The organism is Snodgrassella alvi wkB2, from assembly GCF_000600005.1.
Lineage (GTDB): Bacteria > Pseudomonadota > Gammaproteobacteria > Burkholderiales > Neisseriaceae > Snodgrassella > Snodgrassella alvi.
This window is the reverse complement of sequence record NZ_CP007446.1, coordinates 1,295,821-1,312,945: the sequence shown is the minus strand read 5'-3', so window position 1 is coordinate 1,312,945 and position 17,125 is coordinate 1,295,821. Positions and strand designations below refer to the sequence as shown.

Here is a 17,125-nt window from a genome sequence, read left to right as displayed (position 1 = left end):
ATAAGTTAAAAAATATGTTGGTGGATATTATTTTCCTTATTCAGAATCTACCTGCATGAATAACTTATTTTTCAGTAAAATTAGATCGCTTTACCGGAATCTTTTAGTAGCTCTCTTCTTTCTTTTGCTAAATCTTCCAGAATAGTGATGAAACAATCTTCAAAATTATAATCCTGATACTTCCATCGAAATGGCTTACCGAATTCCATGTAAAAATATATATCTTCTTTAATTACCCGGTTTTCAGTAAATCTTATGCAGAACTTAAATGTAGACCCTCTATTATAAGTAGGGTATTTAAGTTTAATAAATGTAATAGATTTAAGATAAGATATATCTATTTTTTTGTTTTCTATATAAATTGCTTTTGGTGTGAAATAAACCTGTTTAATTTTTTTTCTTTTAGCTTTAAAAAGTTTCCAGAAAAAAAAAGTACTTATTGCTGCAAGTAAAGCTATTAATGTGTTTAAAATCTGATCTTCAAATAATATATTTAACTGTTGATCTTTTAATATTATATTTAATAGGTACATAAGGCAAATATAAGCACCCGTAGCTCCAAAATACAAATGAATAAATGCATGATATCTTGAACAACAATGCCATTCTTTCATGATTTTTAAATATTGGGATCGGTCATTCATAAAATTTGAATATACAGTTTTTTAAATTAGGTATGGAATGTTAGTAAGGGTGTTTGCTTATATTGATGTAGCAATACTATTTTAACATAATTTAACTTTTTTGTCTGGTGAAATTATAAAATTCAACGTGATTTAAAGTGCACAGGAGCGGTTTTTATGTGATTAGATGCAATGAGTAAAGTGATTATGTGATTTGATTTTTAAATAAAAATATGTTGGTAGATATTATTTTCCTTATTCAGATTCTACCAGCATGAATAACTTGTCATTCAGATATATAAGATGCTTTACCAGAATTTTTTAGTAGCTTTCTTCGTTCTTTTGCTATAGTTTCCAGAATAGTAATAAAGCGGTTTTGATAGTCATAATCTTCATTCCATTCAAATAGCCTATTACCAAATGCCATGTAAAAATATACATCATCTTTAATTACTGGGTTTTTGGTAAATTTTATGCAGAACGTAAATAGAGCTTTATTTAAACTAGGGTATGGTTGTTCAATCAATGTAACAGATTCAAGATAAGATATATCAATTTTTTTATCTTCTATATAAATGTCTTTTGATGTGAAGTAAACCTGTTTAATATTATTTCTTTTAGTTTTAAAGAGTTTCCATAAAAAAAGTGTACTAATTGCTGCAAGTAAAACTGTTATTATGCTAAAGTTTGGACATTTAAATAATATATTCATTAGGTACAAAAAACAAATATAAGCACTTACAGATCCAAAATATAAATAAAGAAATGCATAGGCTCTTGAACAACAATACCATTCATGCATGATTTTAAAATCTTGTGGTCGGCCATTCATAAAATTTGAATAAACAGTTTTCTTAAATTAAGTATGGAGTCTGATGGTAAATAAAATATTTATTTAATAATTCATGTTTACCGGCATTTTCGCGGACTTTTTCCTTTTAGTTCTTCATTTGTCCTAGTGTCGTAAATCCGGACTGTGGCTTTAGGAAATGCCTTACATAGTACAATTTTTGAGCGATAAATTCCTGTTCCTTGAGCCAGCATTTGTACTTTAGGTGCCAGGTCGTTACCATTTTCATCCAATGCAACGAGACGGTAATCTCCTTTTAATGTCATACAGCCGTTTAGCAATAAAATTATTGATAGCAGACCGATTTTCTTCATCATTACACACCCTGTATTGTTAATAATGCTTGCCTGTATTGATACAGTAATACAAGTTTAACATAATTTAACTTTTTTATGTCTAGTTAAATTTAACTATTTATTATATTGAGAATGGATATTAAAGGATGATATATAAAATACTGATTTAATAATAGATTATGATTAATTTAATTTGGTTTATATGAAATATGATTTTCTGGAGTTTATTAGCTGTATTATTTTACCAGATAAAAAGAAATGCTTTAATTAGTTTAATTTTTTATTTATACGGGAAATTAATGAATTTAATTTCCCGTTTTATTATTAATATTTGCCAGGATTTAGCGTGTCTGTTTAAGCAGGCGTTGTTTCTCACGATTCCAGTCTTTTTCTTTGCTGCTTTGGCGCTTATCATGCTGCTTTTTACCTTTGGCCAATCCCATATCGATTTTTACATAACCATGGCTGTAATGCATGTTAACAGGCACAAGGGTATAACCACTGCGTTCTACTTTGCCTATCAGTTTGTTGATTTCTGATTGTTTCAGTAATAGTTTTCGCTGCCGTACGGGATCGGGTTTTACATGATTGGATGCGGTGGGTAAAGCAGTAATGTGACTGCCAACCAGATAAAAAGCACCTTTTTTCCATTGGATATAGCTTTCTTTGATTTGTACTCGTCCGGCACGAATAGCCTTTACTTCCCAGCCTTCAAGAACAATTCCGGCTTCTATCTGTTCTTCGATAAAGTAATCGTGAAATGCTTTTTTATTGTTGATAATGCTCATTTTAGATATCTGCTACATAGTATTTTTATGTGTATTTTAGCAGAAAGATTTATTATGGAAACAGATTAAGCTAACACTAATGTGAATTAATCGCTAAGATAAAAAACCGATTGGTTAAATCGGTTTTTTATCTGTTTTAATTTTCAATTTCCTGTTTATGTGTTTCTGGTAGCAATAGTACTGCAATCATACTAAGTATACAGGCGGCAATCAGAAACCAGCCTATATATACTGTACCCTGTAAGCCATATGTTTTAACTATCCATGCTGCAGCAAACGGGGTAAGTGATCCGCCCAGAATACCGCCAAAGCTGAAGGAGATAGCTGCACCGGTATATCTTACGTTGGTAGGGAATATTTCTGGTAAGAATGCTGCTAAAGGTGTCCACAAGATACCCATTATAAACAGAGCAGAGGATAAGAAAATGGCAGCTGTAATGGCACTGGAAGAATTGATTAAGTCACCAAAAAAGAAACCGATTATGATTGTGGCTATCCCACCTATCAGAAATACCGGGCGACGGCCGATTCTGTCTGAAAGCCATGCAGATATCGGGGAACCGACAGCCATAAATACAATGGCACCCATGAGAATGGATAAATACTCAATTTTATTAAATAATGCTGTACTTTGCCACTCATGCTTTGTAGTAGCATATTGCAAAGAAAATACGGTTGTTAAAAAGAACAGGGTAAAGCACGACGTAGCAGCCAGAGAGCCTAAAAAAAGCTGATTGTAATGTTTGCGTACAGTGTCAGTCAGAGGGATTTTTACAGCACTCTGTCTAGCAACCATGGTACGAAAAGCATTACTTTCAATAATGGACATGCGAACATACATACCCAGACCAACCAGAACAATGCTCAGTAAAAATGGGATACGCCAGCCCCACGACATCATTTGTGCATTATCAAGATTTTTGGATAAAACAATGAAAATCAGGCTGGCAGTAATGAATCCGATAGGAGGCCCGATTTGCGGAAACATCGCAAAAAGAGCACGTTTACCTCTGGGCGCATTTTCGGTAGCCAGTAAAGCGGCTCCGCCCCATTCACCACCTAAGCCAAGACCCTGACAAAAGCGCAGGACGCATAAACAAACCGGTGCAATAATACCTGCCTGCTGATATGTCGGCAGAACACCGATCAGGGTTGTACTGATACCCATTATCAGTAATGATGCTATCAGGGTGGTTTTACGGCCAACTTTATCGCCAAAATGTCCGAATAATCCGGCACCAATAGGGCGAGCAACAAAGGCTATTCCAAAAGTAAGAAATGAGGACATGATGGCAATTGCCCGATCCTTGGTTGGAAAAAACAGGTCGCTTAATACGAGTGCAGCAGCAAGCCCGTATATGTAGAAGTCGTAAAACTCTACGGCTGTACCTACGAGGCTGGCAATCGCTACTTTGGTAGGGGAGTTCTGAGTAATTTTGTTTGCAGATTCAGACTGCGGAGCGGGTGGAGTAGTCATATTCTTTCTTGAATTCGGGGTTTAAAAAAAGCTTGTATATGAAAATGCATACACAAGCTTTTTGCTTTGTTACAAACAGACTTAAGCAGCTATATTAGTTTTTATCCTGATCAACCAGTTTGTTTTTGGCAATCCATGGCATCATGCTGCGTAATTGGTTGCCAATGATTTCGATCGGATGATCAGCATTCTGGCGACGGCGGGCAGTCATCGACGGATAGTTGGTTGCACCTTCTACGATAAATGATTTGGCATAGTCACCATTCTGAATGCGTTTTAATGCCTCGCGCATAGCCTGACGTGAATGTTCATTTACGACTTGCGGGCCGGTGAAGTATTCGCCGTATTCGGCATTATTGGAAATGGAGTAGTTCATGTTTGCAATACCGCCTTCGTAGATTAAATCTACGATCAGTTTCATTTCATGCAAACATTCAAAATAAGCCATTTCCGGAGCATAGCCTGCCTCTACCAGTGTTTCAAAACCGGTTTTGATCAATTCAACCAGCCCGCCGCACAATACGGCCTGTTCGCCGAAGAGGTCGGTTTCAGTTTCTTCTTTAAAGGTTGTCTGAATCACGCCGCCTTTGGTACCGCCATTGGCGGCAGCATAAGATAAAGCGATGTCGCGGGCACGACCGGTTGCATCCTGATGTACTGCAATCAGGCTGGGCACACCACCGCCTTTCAGGAATTCACTGCGTACTGTGTGACCAGGGCCTTTGGGTGCAATCATCACTACGTCAAGATTTTTGGCCGGAATAATCTGGTTGTAATGAATATTAAAACCATGAGCAAAAGCTACTGTGGCATTGTCTTTCAGATTAGGCGCGATTTCATTCTGATAAACTGCCGGCTGAAATTCGTCAGGTGTCAGAATCATCACTACGTCGGCTGCTTTTGTGGCTTCTGCAACTTCCCGTACGTCATGACCGGCATTTACTGCTTTATGCCAGGAATTACCGCTTTTGCGCAGCCCGACGATTACGTTTACACCTGAATCTTTCAGGTTGGCAGCGTGAGCATGACCTTGTGAGCCATAACCGATGATGGCTACGGTTTTGCCTTTGATTAATGAGAGATCTGCGTCTTTATCGTAATAAACTTGCATTGCTATTCCTTCAATTTAATGTGTTGATTTTAAAATCAGGGTTTTAATATGTTTTTAGGTCGGATAATGCTTTAAAAATGTCCGGCTTAAATACGTAACATGCGTTCGCCGCGACCTATGCCTGCTGCTCCGGTACGTACGGTTTCCAGAATAAGTGTTTTGCCCACAGTATCCAGAAAGGCATCTAGTTTGCTGCTGGTGCCGGTGATTTCCACTGTATAGGTTTTGTCGGTTACATCAATGATGTGTCCGCGGAAGATATCGGTCAGACGCAGTATTTCATCGCGATCCTTGCCGGTAGCACGCAGCTTAACCAGCATTAATTCACGTTCAACGTAGTTGCTATCGTTCAGATCGATAACTTTGATAACTTCTATCAGTTTGTTAAGCTGCTTGGTTATCTGTTCCATTACTTTGTTATCGCCGCTGGTGACAATTGTCATTCGTGACAGGGTTTTGTCTTCTGTTGGAGATACGGACAGGGAATCGATATTGTAAGCACGGGCTGAAAACAGACCAACAATACGGCTCATGGCTCCGGCCTGATTTTCCATCAGAATAGATAAAATGTGTCTCATGATGTGCTCCGGCTATTCTTCTCTCATATGTGGCGGTAATACCATTTCATCCAGACCTTTACCATTGCCTACCATGGGATAGACATTTTGAGTACGGTCGGTAATGAAATCCATGAATACCAGTCTGTCTTTGAGTGCAATGGCTTCTTTCAGTGCACCTTCGATGTCGACTGCTTTTTCCACTCTGATGCCAACATGCCCGTAGGCTTCAGCCAGTTTGACAAAGTCAGGCAATGATTCCATATAAGTTTCAGAATAGCGGTTGTCATAATAGAGTTCCTGCCACTGACGAACCATGCCAAGGAAGCCGTTATTAAGATTGATCACTTTAATCGGCAGACGATACTGATAACAGGTGGAAAGTTCCTGGATATTCATTTGTATAGAACCTTCACCGGTAATACAGAATACGTCTTCTTCCGGTTTAGCCAGTTTGGCACCCATAGCATAAGGTAGTCCAACGCCCATTGTGCCCAGCCCGCCGGAGTTTAGCCACTGGCGCGGGCGTATGAATGGATAGTACTGTGCTGTAAACATCTGGTGCTGGCCAACATCCGATGTGATGAGGGCATTGTTGTCGGTCAGTTTTGCCAGTGTCTGGATTACTTGCTGAGGTTTGATAATTTCATCTGAACTTTCAAACCAGATGCTGTCACGGCTGCGCCAGTTTTCGATGTTTTTCCACCATCTGTCCAGTGCATTACTGTTAAAGTTCAGATTCTGCTTCTGCCACAGGGCTAGTAAATCAGCCAGAACGTTTTTAACATCACCAACAATGGGTACGTCTACTTTTACGCGTTTGGCAATGCTAGACGGGTCGATATCAATATGGATGATTTTTTTGCCATCGTCAGTGAATTTATCGGGTACAGAAATAACACGATCATCAAAACGGGCACCGACAGCAAGTACTACATCGGCATTTTGTAAAGCAATATTAGCTTCGTAGCTGCCATGCATACCTACCATGCCAAGAAATTGACGGTTGGTGGCAGGAAATGCGCCTAATCCCATCAGGGTAGAGACACAAGGTGTACCGGTAGACTGAATAAAATCGGTAAGGATGTTGCTGGCATTACCCAGGATTACGCCTCCGCCGTACAGTACAATTGGTCGTTTAGCTGCAGCCATCACTTGTGCTGCTTTTTTTATCTGACCTGTATGTCCCTGAGTAACGGGCTGGTAGGAGCGGATATTGATGTCTTCCTGCGGATAGCTGAATTTCGCCATTGCCTGGGTCACATCTTTGGGCACATCAATCACTACTACACCGGGTCGGCCGGTACGCGCAATCTGAAAGGCTTTTTTAACTGTTTCTGCCAGCTCACTTACGTGGGTAACCAGAAAATTATGTTTTACACACGGGCGGCTAATGCCGACAGTATCGACTTCCTGAAAGGCATCAGTACCGATAGCAGGTGAGCCAACCTGACCGGATATGACTACGAGCGGGACAGAATCGGAATTGGCGGTGGCTATGCCGGTTATGGCATTGGTAGCACCCGGACCAGATGTTACCAGAGCGACTCCGATTTTTTCTCCGTTGCTGGCGCGTGAGTATGCATCAGCAGCATGAACTGCAGCCTGCTCATGACGGACAAGTATGTGGCGGAATTTTTTTAATTGAAAGATGGCGTCGTAGATTTCGAGAACTGCTCCGCCGGGATATCCGAAAACATATTCTACATTCTCGGCTTTAAGACTCTGCACGAGTATTTGTGCACCTGAAAGTTGCATATCAACCTCTTATGTTCTAGTAGTCCGACTGATACATTGCCAATGCATCTTCATCCGGTAAGATTAATAAGTGTAAACGGCGGTTTAGGGTACGCGAATATACTTATTGTGATGATCTATTGGCTCTGCATCCGGTAGTCGGAATAGCAGGTTTGGGTTAGCTAAATGAGTGTTTACGATAAAACAGGTATAGATGTTAAGCAAGCGCTAATTTTGAAAAGAATGCTAGTTATATGATTATATTAATTTATTTTATGCTAAAGATTTTATATTTTGCGCAATATTATACTTGTTTTAGACAAATTTAACGTTGCAAATGATTAAATTTGTCTAAATTTATAAATAATATATGTTTTTATAAAATTATTGGTTTTGGACTTATTGTCCAGTTAATGTATGACAATATGAGCACCTGCAGCTTGTGCCAGTTGCATAAGTGTTGCACTGTCCATATAGGCATGAGCGAGGCGGGAAATATTGGCCACAATGGGCAAATGAGTAATCTGTCTGGCTTTAACAATGGCTTCTACATCAAGCCGGTAAGGAGCGTTTCGCTCCAGACTTAATGTACCTGCTTCACCCAGCATTAGATGATGATTGCCTTTTAAGGCAATATGCTCAGCTGCAATCAACCATTCATCTACCTGATGATGTTTGTCTTTGCAGAGTACAACCGGAATATTCAGACAGCCTACTTCGTTAAGGAGGGTGCGATTAGACATTAACTCTCCGCCCAGATAAATAATATCTGCTTCTGCCTGTAAAGCTGGTTCTAGTTGGCGCACATCCCTGATACGCAGCCAGACGGGTTTGTTGGCTGCATGTGCTTGCTTAATTTGTTGTTGCATGCTGATATTGGTTTGCGGCACTGTCGAATAAGGTGAAAATGCCTGATAAAAAGGATCGATAAAGACATTAGCTCTTTGCGGAAGCCGGGTGCCGCTCATGCTGTCGACTATATGAAAATGGTTGCCGCCAAAGTTCTGTCCTCGTACGGTGATAACTGTATCCTCGGGCTGACTTTCACGGCTGATGATGCGCCAGTCCTGTAGTATGCGCATGGCTTTTTCAACGCCGGCAAGTGCTTCTAGTTCGCGTGGTTCGAAGACTCTTTCATCACCAACAGCACCGATGATGGTGCGTTCTGCGCCACGGGATAAATGTTCGTGCAATCCGCGTCCACGGATAAAACTGATGACATTGCTGATCTGTGTTTCGGTTGCCTGACGCTGCATTACGATAATCATATCTGAATTCCTTGAAAACAGTATTCTGATTGTCAGAAAAAAACAGAATGCTGACAAGTGGCAATTAGTTGTTTAGCACTCAGAATTTGCTTGGCGCAATTTTCGCAAATATGTAACAGTAATAGTAAACTATTGTTATTGATGAAATGAATGGATATTTTATATGTTAAATTGTGTGAGCAAGATATGGCGAGTTTCGTGATGCGGAACCAATAAAACAGTTTGTTCAGGGAAAAATAAATGAAAACAAAAAAACTGTTGTTTGTGTTGGTGGTATTGGTATTAGCCGGACTGGCAGTGTGGATTAATATGCGCAGCCATACTGATTTACCTGATGGTTTTGCTGGCGGTAATGGCCGTATGGAACTCAAACGGCTGGATGTGGCTACTTTATATGCTGGTCGTGTCATTGAAATGAAAGTGGATGAAGGTGATGTAGTCGCTAAAGATCAGGTTCTGGCTGAGCTTTCATCTGATCAGACCAGTAGCAAGCTGGATGCTGCCCGTGCTGATAAAAAGCGTGCACAGGAAAATGTCTCTAAAGCAGAAGCAGAAATTGCCGCTCAGCAGCAGATACATAAGGTTGCTCAAATGGATCTGGATAATGCGCGTCAGCTTAAATCAGATGAACTGGTTTCTTCACCTGAATTACGCCGGAGATTGGCTGAACGTGATGCTGCAATAGCCAGAGTTAAATCTGCTCAGGCAGCCCGCGCTGAGGCTCTGGCAGCAGTACAACAGGCTCAGGCTCAGATTAATGCTACTTCTTCTGCTAATAACGATATGCTGATACGTGCGCCTAAAGCCGGGCGTGTAGAGTATCGTATTGCCGAGGCCGGTAATGTACTGGGTGAAGGTAATAAAGTTGTATCATTACTTGATCCGTCTGATGTAACGCTGTCGGTGTATTTACCCACAGATACTATCGGTAAATTAAAGCTTGGGGATGAAGCAAGGATTATTCTGGACGGAATGAATGCAGTCTGGCCGGCTAAGGTGGATTTTATTGATTCCAATGCTCAGTTTACGCCTAAGTTTGTAGAAACTCAGAATGAACGGCAAAAGCTGATGTATAAGGTTAAGCTGAAAATTCCGCCTGAGATTGCATTGAAATACAGTGGACTGCTTAAGGGCGGGCTGACAGGTAATGGATATATCCGTTTTGATAACAATAAAGCATGGCCGCAGCAATGGCAGGTAAATTTACCTAGTATAAAACAATCTGCCAAAGGTGCCTGATATGGATAGTACGGCCAAAGCGCAGGCTGTAACAGAAGAAGAATGGGCTGTAGATTTACGCCATGTTTTTCATCAGTACCGTCAGACGAAGGCATTGCAGGATGTATCATTGCAAATCCGGCGCTGTGCAACGGTGGGTCTGATTGGTCCGGACGGGGTAGGTAAGTCTACTTTGCTGTCTTTGATTGCCGGTGTAAAAATTATTCAGCAGGGCGAGATACTGGTATTTGGCGACAGTATGGCGGACAAGCATAGCCGGCAGTCGCTAAGCCATCGGATTGCGTTCATGCCGCAAGGGCTTGGTCAGAATCTTTATCCTACTTTGTCGGTTAATGAAAATGTTGATTTTCATGCTCGTTTATTCGGCTTACATGGACGTATGCGTCACGAACGTATTGCGCGTTTGTTGCAGGCGACAGGATTATCACCTTTTGCTGACCGGCCGGCAGGTAAGCTTTCCGGAGGCATGAAACAGAAATTAAGTTTATGCTGTGCACTAGTGCACAATCCGGAATTACTGATTCTGGATGAACCAACTACCGGAGTGGATCCGTTATCCCGTCGGCAGTTCTGGCAGTTGATTGATGAATTGCGGACAGAGAACCCGGATATGACGGTGATTGTAGCCACGGCATATTTTGATGAAGCGAAACGCTTTGAATATCTGCTGGCAATGGATAATGGTCATCTGATTGTCAATGCGCCCACTCAGCAGGTTTTGGATGATACTCATACGGATACGCTGGAACAGGCTTATGTCAAACTTTTGCCTGAAAATAAGCAGAATAAATCGGGCAGTCTGCAACTAACGCCGTTTGTTCCTGATAAAGATTCTCCACCGGCGATTGAGGCAAAGGATTTAACCAAACGTTTTGGTGATTTTATTGCCGTTAATAATGTTAGTTTCAGGATTGAGCGGGGCGAAATTTTTGGTTTTCTTGGTTCGAATGGCTGTGGTAAATCAACAACCATGAAAATGCTGACGGGGCTGCTGGATGCCAGCTCCGGTTCTGCTGAGCTGTTAGGTCATACGGTTAATGCCAATGATATGACGACTCGGATGAAAATCGGTTATATGTCGCAGTCGTTTTCTTTATATGAAGAGTTAACGGTACGACAGAATCTGGTACTTTCAGCCCGATTATACCGTATGGATGCTGCCCAGATTGATTCTTCTGTTCAGCAGTCTTTACAGGAATTTGATCTGCTTGAATTTGCAGACATTCAGCCTAGTGAAATGCCGCTGGGTATCAGACAGCGTTTGCAGCTGGCAGCAGCCTGTCTGCATCATCCTCAGGTATTAATTCTGGATGAGCCGACATCCGGGGTTGATCCGGTGGCCAGAGATATGTTCTGGCATCATCTGCTAAATTTGTCGCGAAATCATCGCACTACTATTTTTGTCTCTACGCATTTCATGAATGAAGCGGAGCGCTGTGACCGGATATCATTCATGCATCAGGGGCGGGTTCTGGCTATCGGAACACCAGAAGAACTGTGTGAAAGTAAGGATACAGATGATCTTGAAACCGCATTTATTGATTATTTACAGGAGGCTGTAGATAAAAATCAGCCTAAATCTCAGGTATCTGCTTCTGATACAAAAGAAACCCAAAACACCGCGCATGAAAGCGGATTTGGTCAATCTTCGGGTAAAACAACGGATGTTGATAGCCTGGCTTACTGGCTACAGACTATATGGACATTTGCTGTACGCGAAGGCAAGGAATTACTGCGGGATAAGATTCGTTTATTCTTTGCTCTGTTCGGACCGGTAGTGTTAATGATGATGGCTGCATGGTCAGTATCTTTTGATGTTGAGCATGTGAAATTTGCGGTAATAGATCGAGACCAGACGGTAGAAAGTCGTGCTTTGATTGAGCAATTTCAAGGTTCACGTTATTTTACTTTCACCGGCAATCTTCACAGTGCTGCTGAGATTGATAATACGCTTAAGGTTTCCAATGCCAGAATGGTGATTGATATCCCGCCGCATTTTGGTCGTGATCTGTTGCGTGGTAATAAGCCGGAAGTGGGCTTTTATGTTGATGGTACGATGCCGTTTATGGCAGAAAATATTAAAAGTTTTATTTTATCGACACTAAATAACTATACTGCGATGAAATGGACTGAAACAGGTTTGCCAATCTCTCTTAAGCCGGCTGCGCAAATTGCGCCACGCTATGTTTATAATCAGGATTTTAAAAGTATTTTTGCAATCACCCCCGGTATGATTATGATGGCAATGATGCTGATACCGGTAATGATGACGGCTCTCGGGGTAGTGAGAGAACGGGAAATCGGTTCAATTACTAATTTGTATACTTCCCCCGCATCGGTTAGACAGTTTCTGATTGGTAAACAGCTTCCATATGTTTTTGTTTCTTTTCTCAGCTATCTGATTCTCGTATGGCTGGCCGTAGTGGCATTGGGTGTGCCGGTGCGTGGCAGTTTTCTGGCGATGAGTCTGGGTGCGCTGGCATTGATATTTGCAGCGACAGCTTTCGGTTTATTGATTTCCAGCTTTGTAAAGTCGCAGGTGGCTGCCATTTTCGGTTCGGCAATCTTATCATTAATTCCGGCGCTGAATTTTTCCGGTCTGCTGTATCCGCTGTCTACACTCAGCGGGGTTAATTATTGGTTTGGCTGGAGCTTCCCGACTGCATGGTATCAGTTAATCAGTTTAGGCGGTTTTACTAAAGGCTTAGGCTTTCTGGACTTTATTAACTATTACTTGATATTAATGGTATTTTGTCTGGTATACGTTTTTCTGGCCGGCTGCTTGCTGAAAAAGCAGGAGGTATAGATGCTGCAATGGTTTAAAAATGTATGGGTGCTGAGTGTAAAGGAGCTGAAAAGTCTGCTGAGTGATGTGGTTTTAATTGCATTAATGGTGGTCGTGCTGTCTTTAGCCATTTACTCAGTTGCAACCAGTATTACTACCGAAGTGCGCCATGCTTCAGTTGCCATTATGGATGCTGATCACAGTGCTTTGTCTTACCAAATTCGTGATTCTTTGCTGGAACCTTATTTTAAACCGCCGGTAGAAGTAAAGCGTGAAGAAATTGATGCGGCTATGGATAAAGGCGATTATGTCTTTGTACTGGATATTCCGGCTAATTTTGAACGCGATGTGGTGGCAGGACGGTCTCCTGCCATTCAGGTGCTGGCTGATGCAACGTCAGTAACTCAGGCTGGTATAGGTTTTAATTATTTAAGCCAGATAATTGATGCACAGACACGTTCTTTTTTACATCAGCAGTCTGCAGTGAAGTTATCTCCGGTTACGCCGGTGTTAAATATTCAGTTTAATCCCAATGGTGAATCCTCATGGTTTATCGCTACGATGAATGTGGTGTCTAATCTGACTTTACTGGCAATTATTCTGGTCGGTGCTGCGGTAATCCGTGAGAAAGAGCATGGTACGATAGAACAGTTGCTGGTTATGCCGGTACGACCCAGTGAAATTGTGATGGCCAAGATTTTTGCTAATGGTGCGGTTATCTCAGTAGCTTCTCTGCTGTCTTTATGGCTGGTTATTCAGGGCTGGCTGCATATCCCAATAAACGGCTCAATATTTTTATTTAGTATGGGCATGTTTATTTATTTGTTTTCTGTGGCGTCTCTGGGTATCTGGTTTGCAACGCTGGCTCCTACTATGCCCCAGTTTGGTTTGTTATGTTTGCCGATTTATGTGGTAATGCGTTTACTTTCAGGCTCTGAATCGCCATTGGAAAGTATGCCGGCAGTTTTTCAGTATATAACTTGGTTTTCACCGGAAACTCAATTTACTCAGTTTAGTCAGGATGTGCTCTTTCGCAATGCCGGTCTGGATATTGTCTGGCCGAAAATTTTGATGATGAGCATAATGGGTGTGTTGTTTCTGGCTCTGGCGCTATCGCGATTTCGTGGCATGCTGGCACAGCATTCCTGATGCTTACACCGGATTTTAGGGAAGTATGGTGATGAATAAAATATGGTTGTCTGTATTATTGGCTTTAGGATTGGCGGCAGGTTGCAGCAGAACTGATATTCAGGTGAAATCTACTGTCGGAATGCCACAGCAGTTTGATCAGAATGCGGCAGCACGCGGCTCAGCTGATATCAGCCGCTGGTGGCAAAGCTGGCCGGATCCGGTACTGAATGAGTTAATCGAAACCGGATTAAAAAATAACCGGAATCTGGCCAAAATGAAAGCAAATATGCTTGCAGCACGAGCCAGTGCCGCTATGGCTGAGTCTGATTTAGGACCGCAGGCAGGTGTGGAAAGTAGCGGAGGTTTACATCGTTACAATGGTGATAATTCACTTAAAGATTTAAACTTACCGGCCATTGGTAATGCAAAGGATTACTTGCAGGCATCTGGTTCGCCGCTGGGTAATAATCGCCAGCATGCTCATGGTAATACCGTTCAGGCAGGTTTTACAGCCAGCTGGGAGCCGGATGTATTCGGGCAGAAGCGCAGTGATGCTGATGAAATGCATTATCTAAGCCTGAGTGAAACAGAACGTTGGCATGGTGCGCAGATGATGCTTGGCAGTGAAATTACCGATAATTATCTGAAAATGCGTGCGATGCAGCAACGAGTAAAAGTAGGAGAGCACAGTGTTGCTACTCTTAAGCAATTGCAGCGATATACGGAAGGGCGTTTTCGTGCAGGTCAGGTATCCGCTTATGATGTAAAAGAAGTTGCGGCAAAACTTTCAGCTATGCAGGCAAAAATTGCTACTTATCAGGCACAGGCTGATGTTTATCAGCGCAATATAGCAGTATTGACTGGTCAGCCTTCGCAAGGATTTGTGGTTGCGCCTGCGTCTTTGGATATTTTTCAGCATTTACCTTCTGCTCCGGCGGGACAGGTTCCACTGGATATCATTACCCGGAGACCGGATATCCGTACTCAGGAAAATCTGGTGAAAGCGATGAGTGCCGGTTTAGCCAGTGCTAAAGCTGATCGTCTGCCAAGATTTTCGCTTAATTTTTTATGGCAGACCGGACAAATACATTTAGACAGCAGTACTTCATATTTAAAAAATACGGCCGGTTTGCTGAATGCAAGTATGACTATTCCTGTGTTTACTGCAGGCAGAATCAAACATAATATTGAGCGGGCTGATGCTCAGTTACAGGCAGCTATTGCCGGATATGACCAGATGATTTTACAGGCTCTGGCTGAAGTAGATAGCGCATATCAGATGCAGTTTAGTCTGAATAAACAAAACCGGTTAATGCATCAGGCTCAAATGCAGGCTGCCAGTCAGGCCGGTGCGGCTGAAAAACTGTTTCGCTATGGCGATATGACCCTGGACCGCAGTTTACGGGCACGCCTGAATGCAGAAGATTTGGATGATCAGCAAATTCAGGGCAAACTGGAAGAGGCACGTAATCTGGTTAATCTGTATAAGGCATTAGGCGGAGGCTGGCAGATTACTGATAGATTACATGATAATAGCAATTATTAATTAATCAAAATATATCAGGTATCCTGATATTTTCTGCTCCGGGAGCTGTAATGCCGCTAAGTATTACGAGATCTGTTAGATGGTACCTGCTGATACTGATTGCCGTATTGAGTCTGAGTGCCTGTTCTACACTGCAATATCAGCCTATAGACACAATTGATCATATTGATGAACAGGAAGGTTATCGTTTACAACATGCATTGTTAAACAATGATGAGAAGAAAATAGACGATGTAATCGGTATTGTGATGCTTTCCGGTGGCGGAACCCGTGCAGCTGCGTTTGGTTATGGGGTTCTGGAATCTTTGAAAAAGCAGCAAGTAAAAATAGACGGTAAACAGGTAAGTCTGCTTGATACGGTTGATGTGGTTTATGGTATATCCGGAGGATCAGTTTTAGCTACTTATTTTGGATTACACGGAGCCGATACAATACCGAAATTTGAGCAAAATTTTCTCAATTTAAATTTGCAGAAAATGTTAGTTGGTCAGGTTTTTTCGATGGCTAACTGGTCGCGGCTGGCTTCACCGGAATTTGGCCGCGGTGATTTGTTACAGGAACAGCTGGATTTACATTTATATCATGGCGCTACTTATGAGGATTTAAATAATAAACGTAAGGGGCCGTTTGTGGTAATTAGTGCTACTGATATGAGTTTAGGCAGCCGGCTGGATTTTACGCAGGAGTATTTTGATTTACTCTGCATTGATTTAACTAAATTACCCATTTCCCGTGCCGTAGCGGCATCCAGTGCTGTGCCGCTGGTTTTTGCACCGGTAACTCTGAATAACAATGGCGGTAATTGCCATTATCAGTTACCGGATAATCTGGTTGATAGTAATAATGCTGATGCTACCGGCACGACAGCTTTCCGTGCTCAGACACGCACAGCTTATCGTAATAATCTCAAGCAATATCAGGATAGTCAGAAAAGACCTTATATTCATTTACTGGATGGTGGATTAACGGATAATCTCGGATTACGCAGTTTGCTGGACACAACTGAGTTATATAGTAATAAAACTTTGTATGACCAGCTGGAATCAGCGAATATTCATAAAATTATCATTATTAATGTCAACGCCCAGACACAGCGCAAAAATGAAATTGACAGTAGCGCCAGTGTTCCCGGAACTACTGAAGTAGTGAGAGCTTTAACCAGTATCCCGATTGAGAAGTATTCAGAAGATACTCAGCATCAATTTCAGAAATATGTAGACTGGTGGAATGAAAATCGCAGTGAGGGTACACCGCGGGTATATTATATAAGTGTGAATTTACTGGATTTACCTTCTTCCCCTTTAAGGGATAAAGTAATTCATATACCAACCACGTTTTATCTGGCACGCAGTGAAGTGAATAATTTGCGTAAAGCTGCGAAAGAGCTATTAGCCCAGTCTGCCGAATATCATCGGCTGATTAAAGATATTGGTGTAGATTCATCCGATACTGAAACAAAGGCATTTAGTTTATATGATGAAGAATCTGATGATGGTGATGATTCAGCAGATGCTACAGATCAACCGAATGCAGAAGATAATCCTCAAAATAATTTGAGTAATGTGGTTAATTTTATCAATACTGAATCATTACCTTTATTACGCTGAAAAATTTTATTGTATAGTGAAGCAGATACTTTTATCTGTTTGATTGTTTGAAAAAAGCCTGAAAGAAAATTATTCAGGCTTTTTTTATATTCATTTCTGGAAATACTCAG

At 41.5% G+C, this 17,125-nt stretch carries 14 protein-coding genes; 5 read left to right on the top strand and 9 right to left on the bottom strand.

Annotation, left to right across the window (positions count from 1 at the left end):
- Positions 1-80 precede the first annotated feature (80 nt).
- The 9 genes from SALWKB2_RS06035 to SALWKB2_RS05995 form a co-directional block, all read right to left on the bottom strand.
- Positions 81-614: a hypothetical protein gene (locus SALWKB2_RS06035; RefSeq protein ID WP_084584741.1), complete on the bottom strand. Its 534-nt coding sequence runs from the start codon at positions 612-614 to the stop codon at positions 81-83.
- 295 nt (positions 615-909) lie between these two features.
- Positions 910-1,425, bottom strand: coding sequence for a hypothetical protein (locus tag SALWKB2_RS06030; protein WP_144353288.1), 516 nt, complete (start codon positions 1,423-1,425; stop codon positions 910-912).
- Between the two features lie 107 nt (positions 1,426-1,532).
- The gene (locus tag SALWKB2_RS06025; RefSeq protein WP_051506450.1) at positions 1,533-1,790 is read right to left on the bottom strand and encodes a hypothetical protein; all 258 of its coding nucleotides are present in this window, start codon (positions 1,788-1,790) and stop codon (positions 1,533-1,535) included.
- Between the two features lie 320 nt (positions 1,791-2,110).
- Entirely contained in the window at positions 2,111-2,557 is a 447-nt protein-coding gene (smpB, locus tag SALWKB2_RS06020; RefSeq protein WP_025330778.1) for an SsrA-binding protein SmpB, read from the bottom strand.
- Between the two features lie 136 nt (positions 2,558-2,693).
- Complete coding sequence (locus SALWKB2_RS06015; protein ID WP_025330777.1) at positions 2,694-4,034, bottom strand: MFS transporter; 1,341 nt, start codon at positions 4,032-4,034, stop codon at positions 2,694-2,696.
- 94 nt (positions 4,035-4,128) lie between these two features.
- Positions 4,129-5,145, bottom strand: coding sequence for a ketol-acid reductoisomerase (ilvC, locus tag SALWKB2_RS06010; RefSeq protein ID WP_025330776.1), 1,017 nt, complete (start codon positions 5,143-5,145; stop codon positions 4,129-4,131).
- Positions 5,146-5,231: 86 nt separating this feature from the next.
- Complete coding sequence (gene ilvN / locus SALWKB2_RS06005; protein ID WP_025331818.1) at positions 5,232-5,723, bottom strand: acetolactate synthase small subunit; 492 nt, start codon at positions 5,721-5,723, stop codon at positions 5,232-5,234.
- Between the two features lie 12 nt (positions 5,724-5,735).
- Complete coding sequence (gene ilvB / locus SALWKB2_RS06000; RefSeq protein ID WP_038648864.1) at positions 5,736-7,460, bottom strand: biosynthetic-type acetolactate synthase large subunit; 1,725 nt, start codon at positions 7,458-7,460, stop codon at positions 5,736-5,738.
- 389 nt (positions 7,461-7,849) lie between these two features.
- Positions 7,850-8,707 (bottom strand): chorismate mutase, encoded by an 858-nt coding sequence (locus tag SALWKB2_RS05995; protein ID WP_025330775.1) that lies wholly within the window; start codon positions 8,705-8,707, stop codon positions 7,850-7,852.
- 240 nt (positions 8,708-8,947) lie between these two features.
- Between SALWKB2_RS05995 and SALWKB2_RS05990 the strand changes: the two genes are divergently transcribed.
- Genes SALWKB2_RS05990 through SALWKB2_RS05970 form a run of 5 tightly spaced genes read left to right on the top strand, consistent with a single transcriptional unit; the run spans position 8,948 to position 17,015 of the window.
- Complete coding sequence (locus SALWKB2_RS05990) at positions 8,948-9,946, top strand: HlyD family secretion protein (protein ID WP_025330774.1); 999 nt, start codon at positions 8,948-8,950, stop codon at positions 9,944-9,946.
- A 1-nt stretch (position 9,947) separates the two neighbouring features.
- Positions 9,948-12,752, top strand: coding sequence for a ribosome-associated ATPase/putative transporter RbbA (gene rbbA / locus SALWKB2_RS05985; RefSeq protein ID WP_025330773.1), 2,805 nt, complete (start codon positions 9,948-9,950; stop codon positions 12,750-12,752).
- Positions 12,753-13,880 carry an ABC transporter permease gene (locus SALWKB2_RS05980; RefSeq protein ID WP_025330772.1) on the top strand — a complete coding sequence of 376 codons (1,128 nt, stop codon included), beginning with the start codon at positions 12,753-12,755 and terminating at the stop codon, positions 13,878-13,880.
- A 31-nt stretch (positions 13,881-13,911) separates the two neighbouring features.
- Positions 13,912-15,408 (top strand): efflux transporter outer membrane subunit, encoded by a 1,497-nt coding sequence (locus SALWKB2_RS05975; protein ID WP_038649516.1) that lies wholly within the window; start codon positions 13,912-13,914, stop codon positions 15,406-15,408.
- Between the two features lie 50 nt (positions 15,409-15,458).
- Complete coding sequence (locus SALWKB2_RS05970) at positions 15,459-17,015, top strand: patatin-like phospholipase family protein (RefSeq protein ID WP_025330770.1); 1,557 nt, start codon at positions 15,459-15,461, stop codon at positions 17,013-17,015.
- Positions 17,016-17,125 lie beyond the last annotated feature (110 nt).

Excerpts from the sequence above, each read along its gene's own strand:
- SALWKB2_RS06035 (WP_084584741.1), bottom strand. The coding sequence starts at position 614 with ATGAAAGAATGGCATTGTTGTTCAAGATATCATGCATTTATTCATTTG.
- SALWKB2_RS06030 (WP_144353288.1), bottom strand. The coding sequence starts at position 1,425 with ATGCATGAATGGTATTGTTGTTCAAGAGCCTATGCATTTCTTTATTTA.
- SALWKB2_RS06025 (WP_051506450.1), bottom strand. The coding sequence starts at position 1,790 with ATGATGAAGAAAATCGGTCTGCTATCAATAATTTTATTGCTAAACGGC.
- smpB (WP_025330778.1), bottom strand. The coding sequence starts at position 2,557 with ATGAGCATTATCAACAATAAAAAAGCATTTCACGATTACTTTATCGAA.
- SALWKB2_RS06015 (WP_025330777.1), bottom strand. The coding sequence starts at position 4,034 with ATGACTACTCCACCCGCTCCGCAGTCTGAATCTGCAAACAAAATTACT.
- ilvC (WP_025330776.1), bottom strand. The coding sequence starts at position 5,145 with ATGCAAGTTTATTACGATAAAGACGCAGATCTCTCATTAATCAAAGGC.
- ilvN (WP_025331818.1), bottom strand. The coding sequence starts at position 5,723 with ATGAGACACATTTTATCTATTCTGATGGAAAATCAGGCCGGAGCCATG.
- ilvB (WP_038648864.1), bottom strand. The coding sequence starts at position 7,460 with ATGCAACTTTCAGGTGCACAAATACTCGTGCAGAGTCTTAAAGCCGAG.
- SALWKB2_RS05995 (WP_025330775.1), bottom strand. The coding sequence starts at position 8,707 with ATGATTATCGTAATGCAGCGTCAGGCAACCGAAACACAGATCAGCAAT.
- SALWKB2_RS05990 (WP_025330774.1), top strand. The coding sequence starts at position 8,948 with ATGAAAACAAAAAAACTGTTGTTTGTGTTGGTGGTATTGGTATTAGCC.
- rbbA (WP_025330773.1), top strand. The coding sequence starts at position 9,948 with ATGGATAGTACGGCCAAAGCGCAGGCTGTAACAGAAGAAGAATGGGCT.
- SALWKB2_RS05980 (WP_025330772.1), top strand. The coding sequence starts at position 12,753 with ATGCTGCAATGGTTTAAAAATGTATGGGTGCTGAGTGTAAAGGAGCTG.
- SALWKB2_RS05975 (WP_038649516.1), top strand. The coding sequence starts at position 13,912 with ATGAATAAAATATGGTTGTCTGTATTATTGGCTTTAGGATTGGCGGCA.
- SALWKB2_RS05970 (WP_025330770.1), top strand. The coding sequence starts at position 15,459 with ATGCCGCTAAGTATTACGAGATCTGTTAGATGGTACCTGCTGATACTG.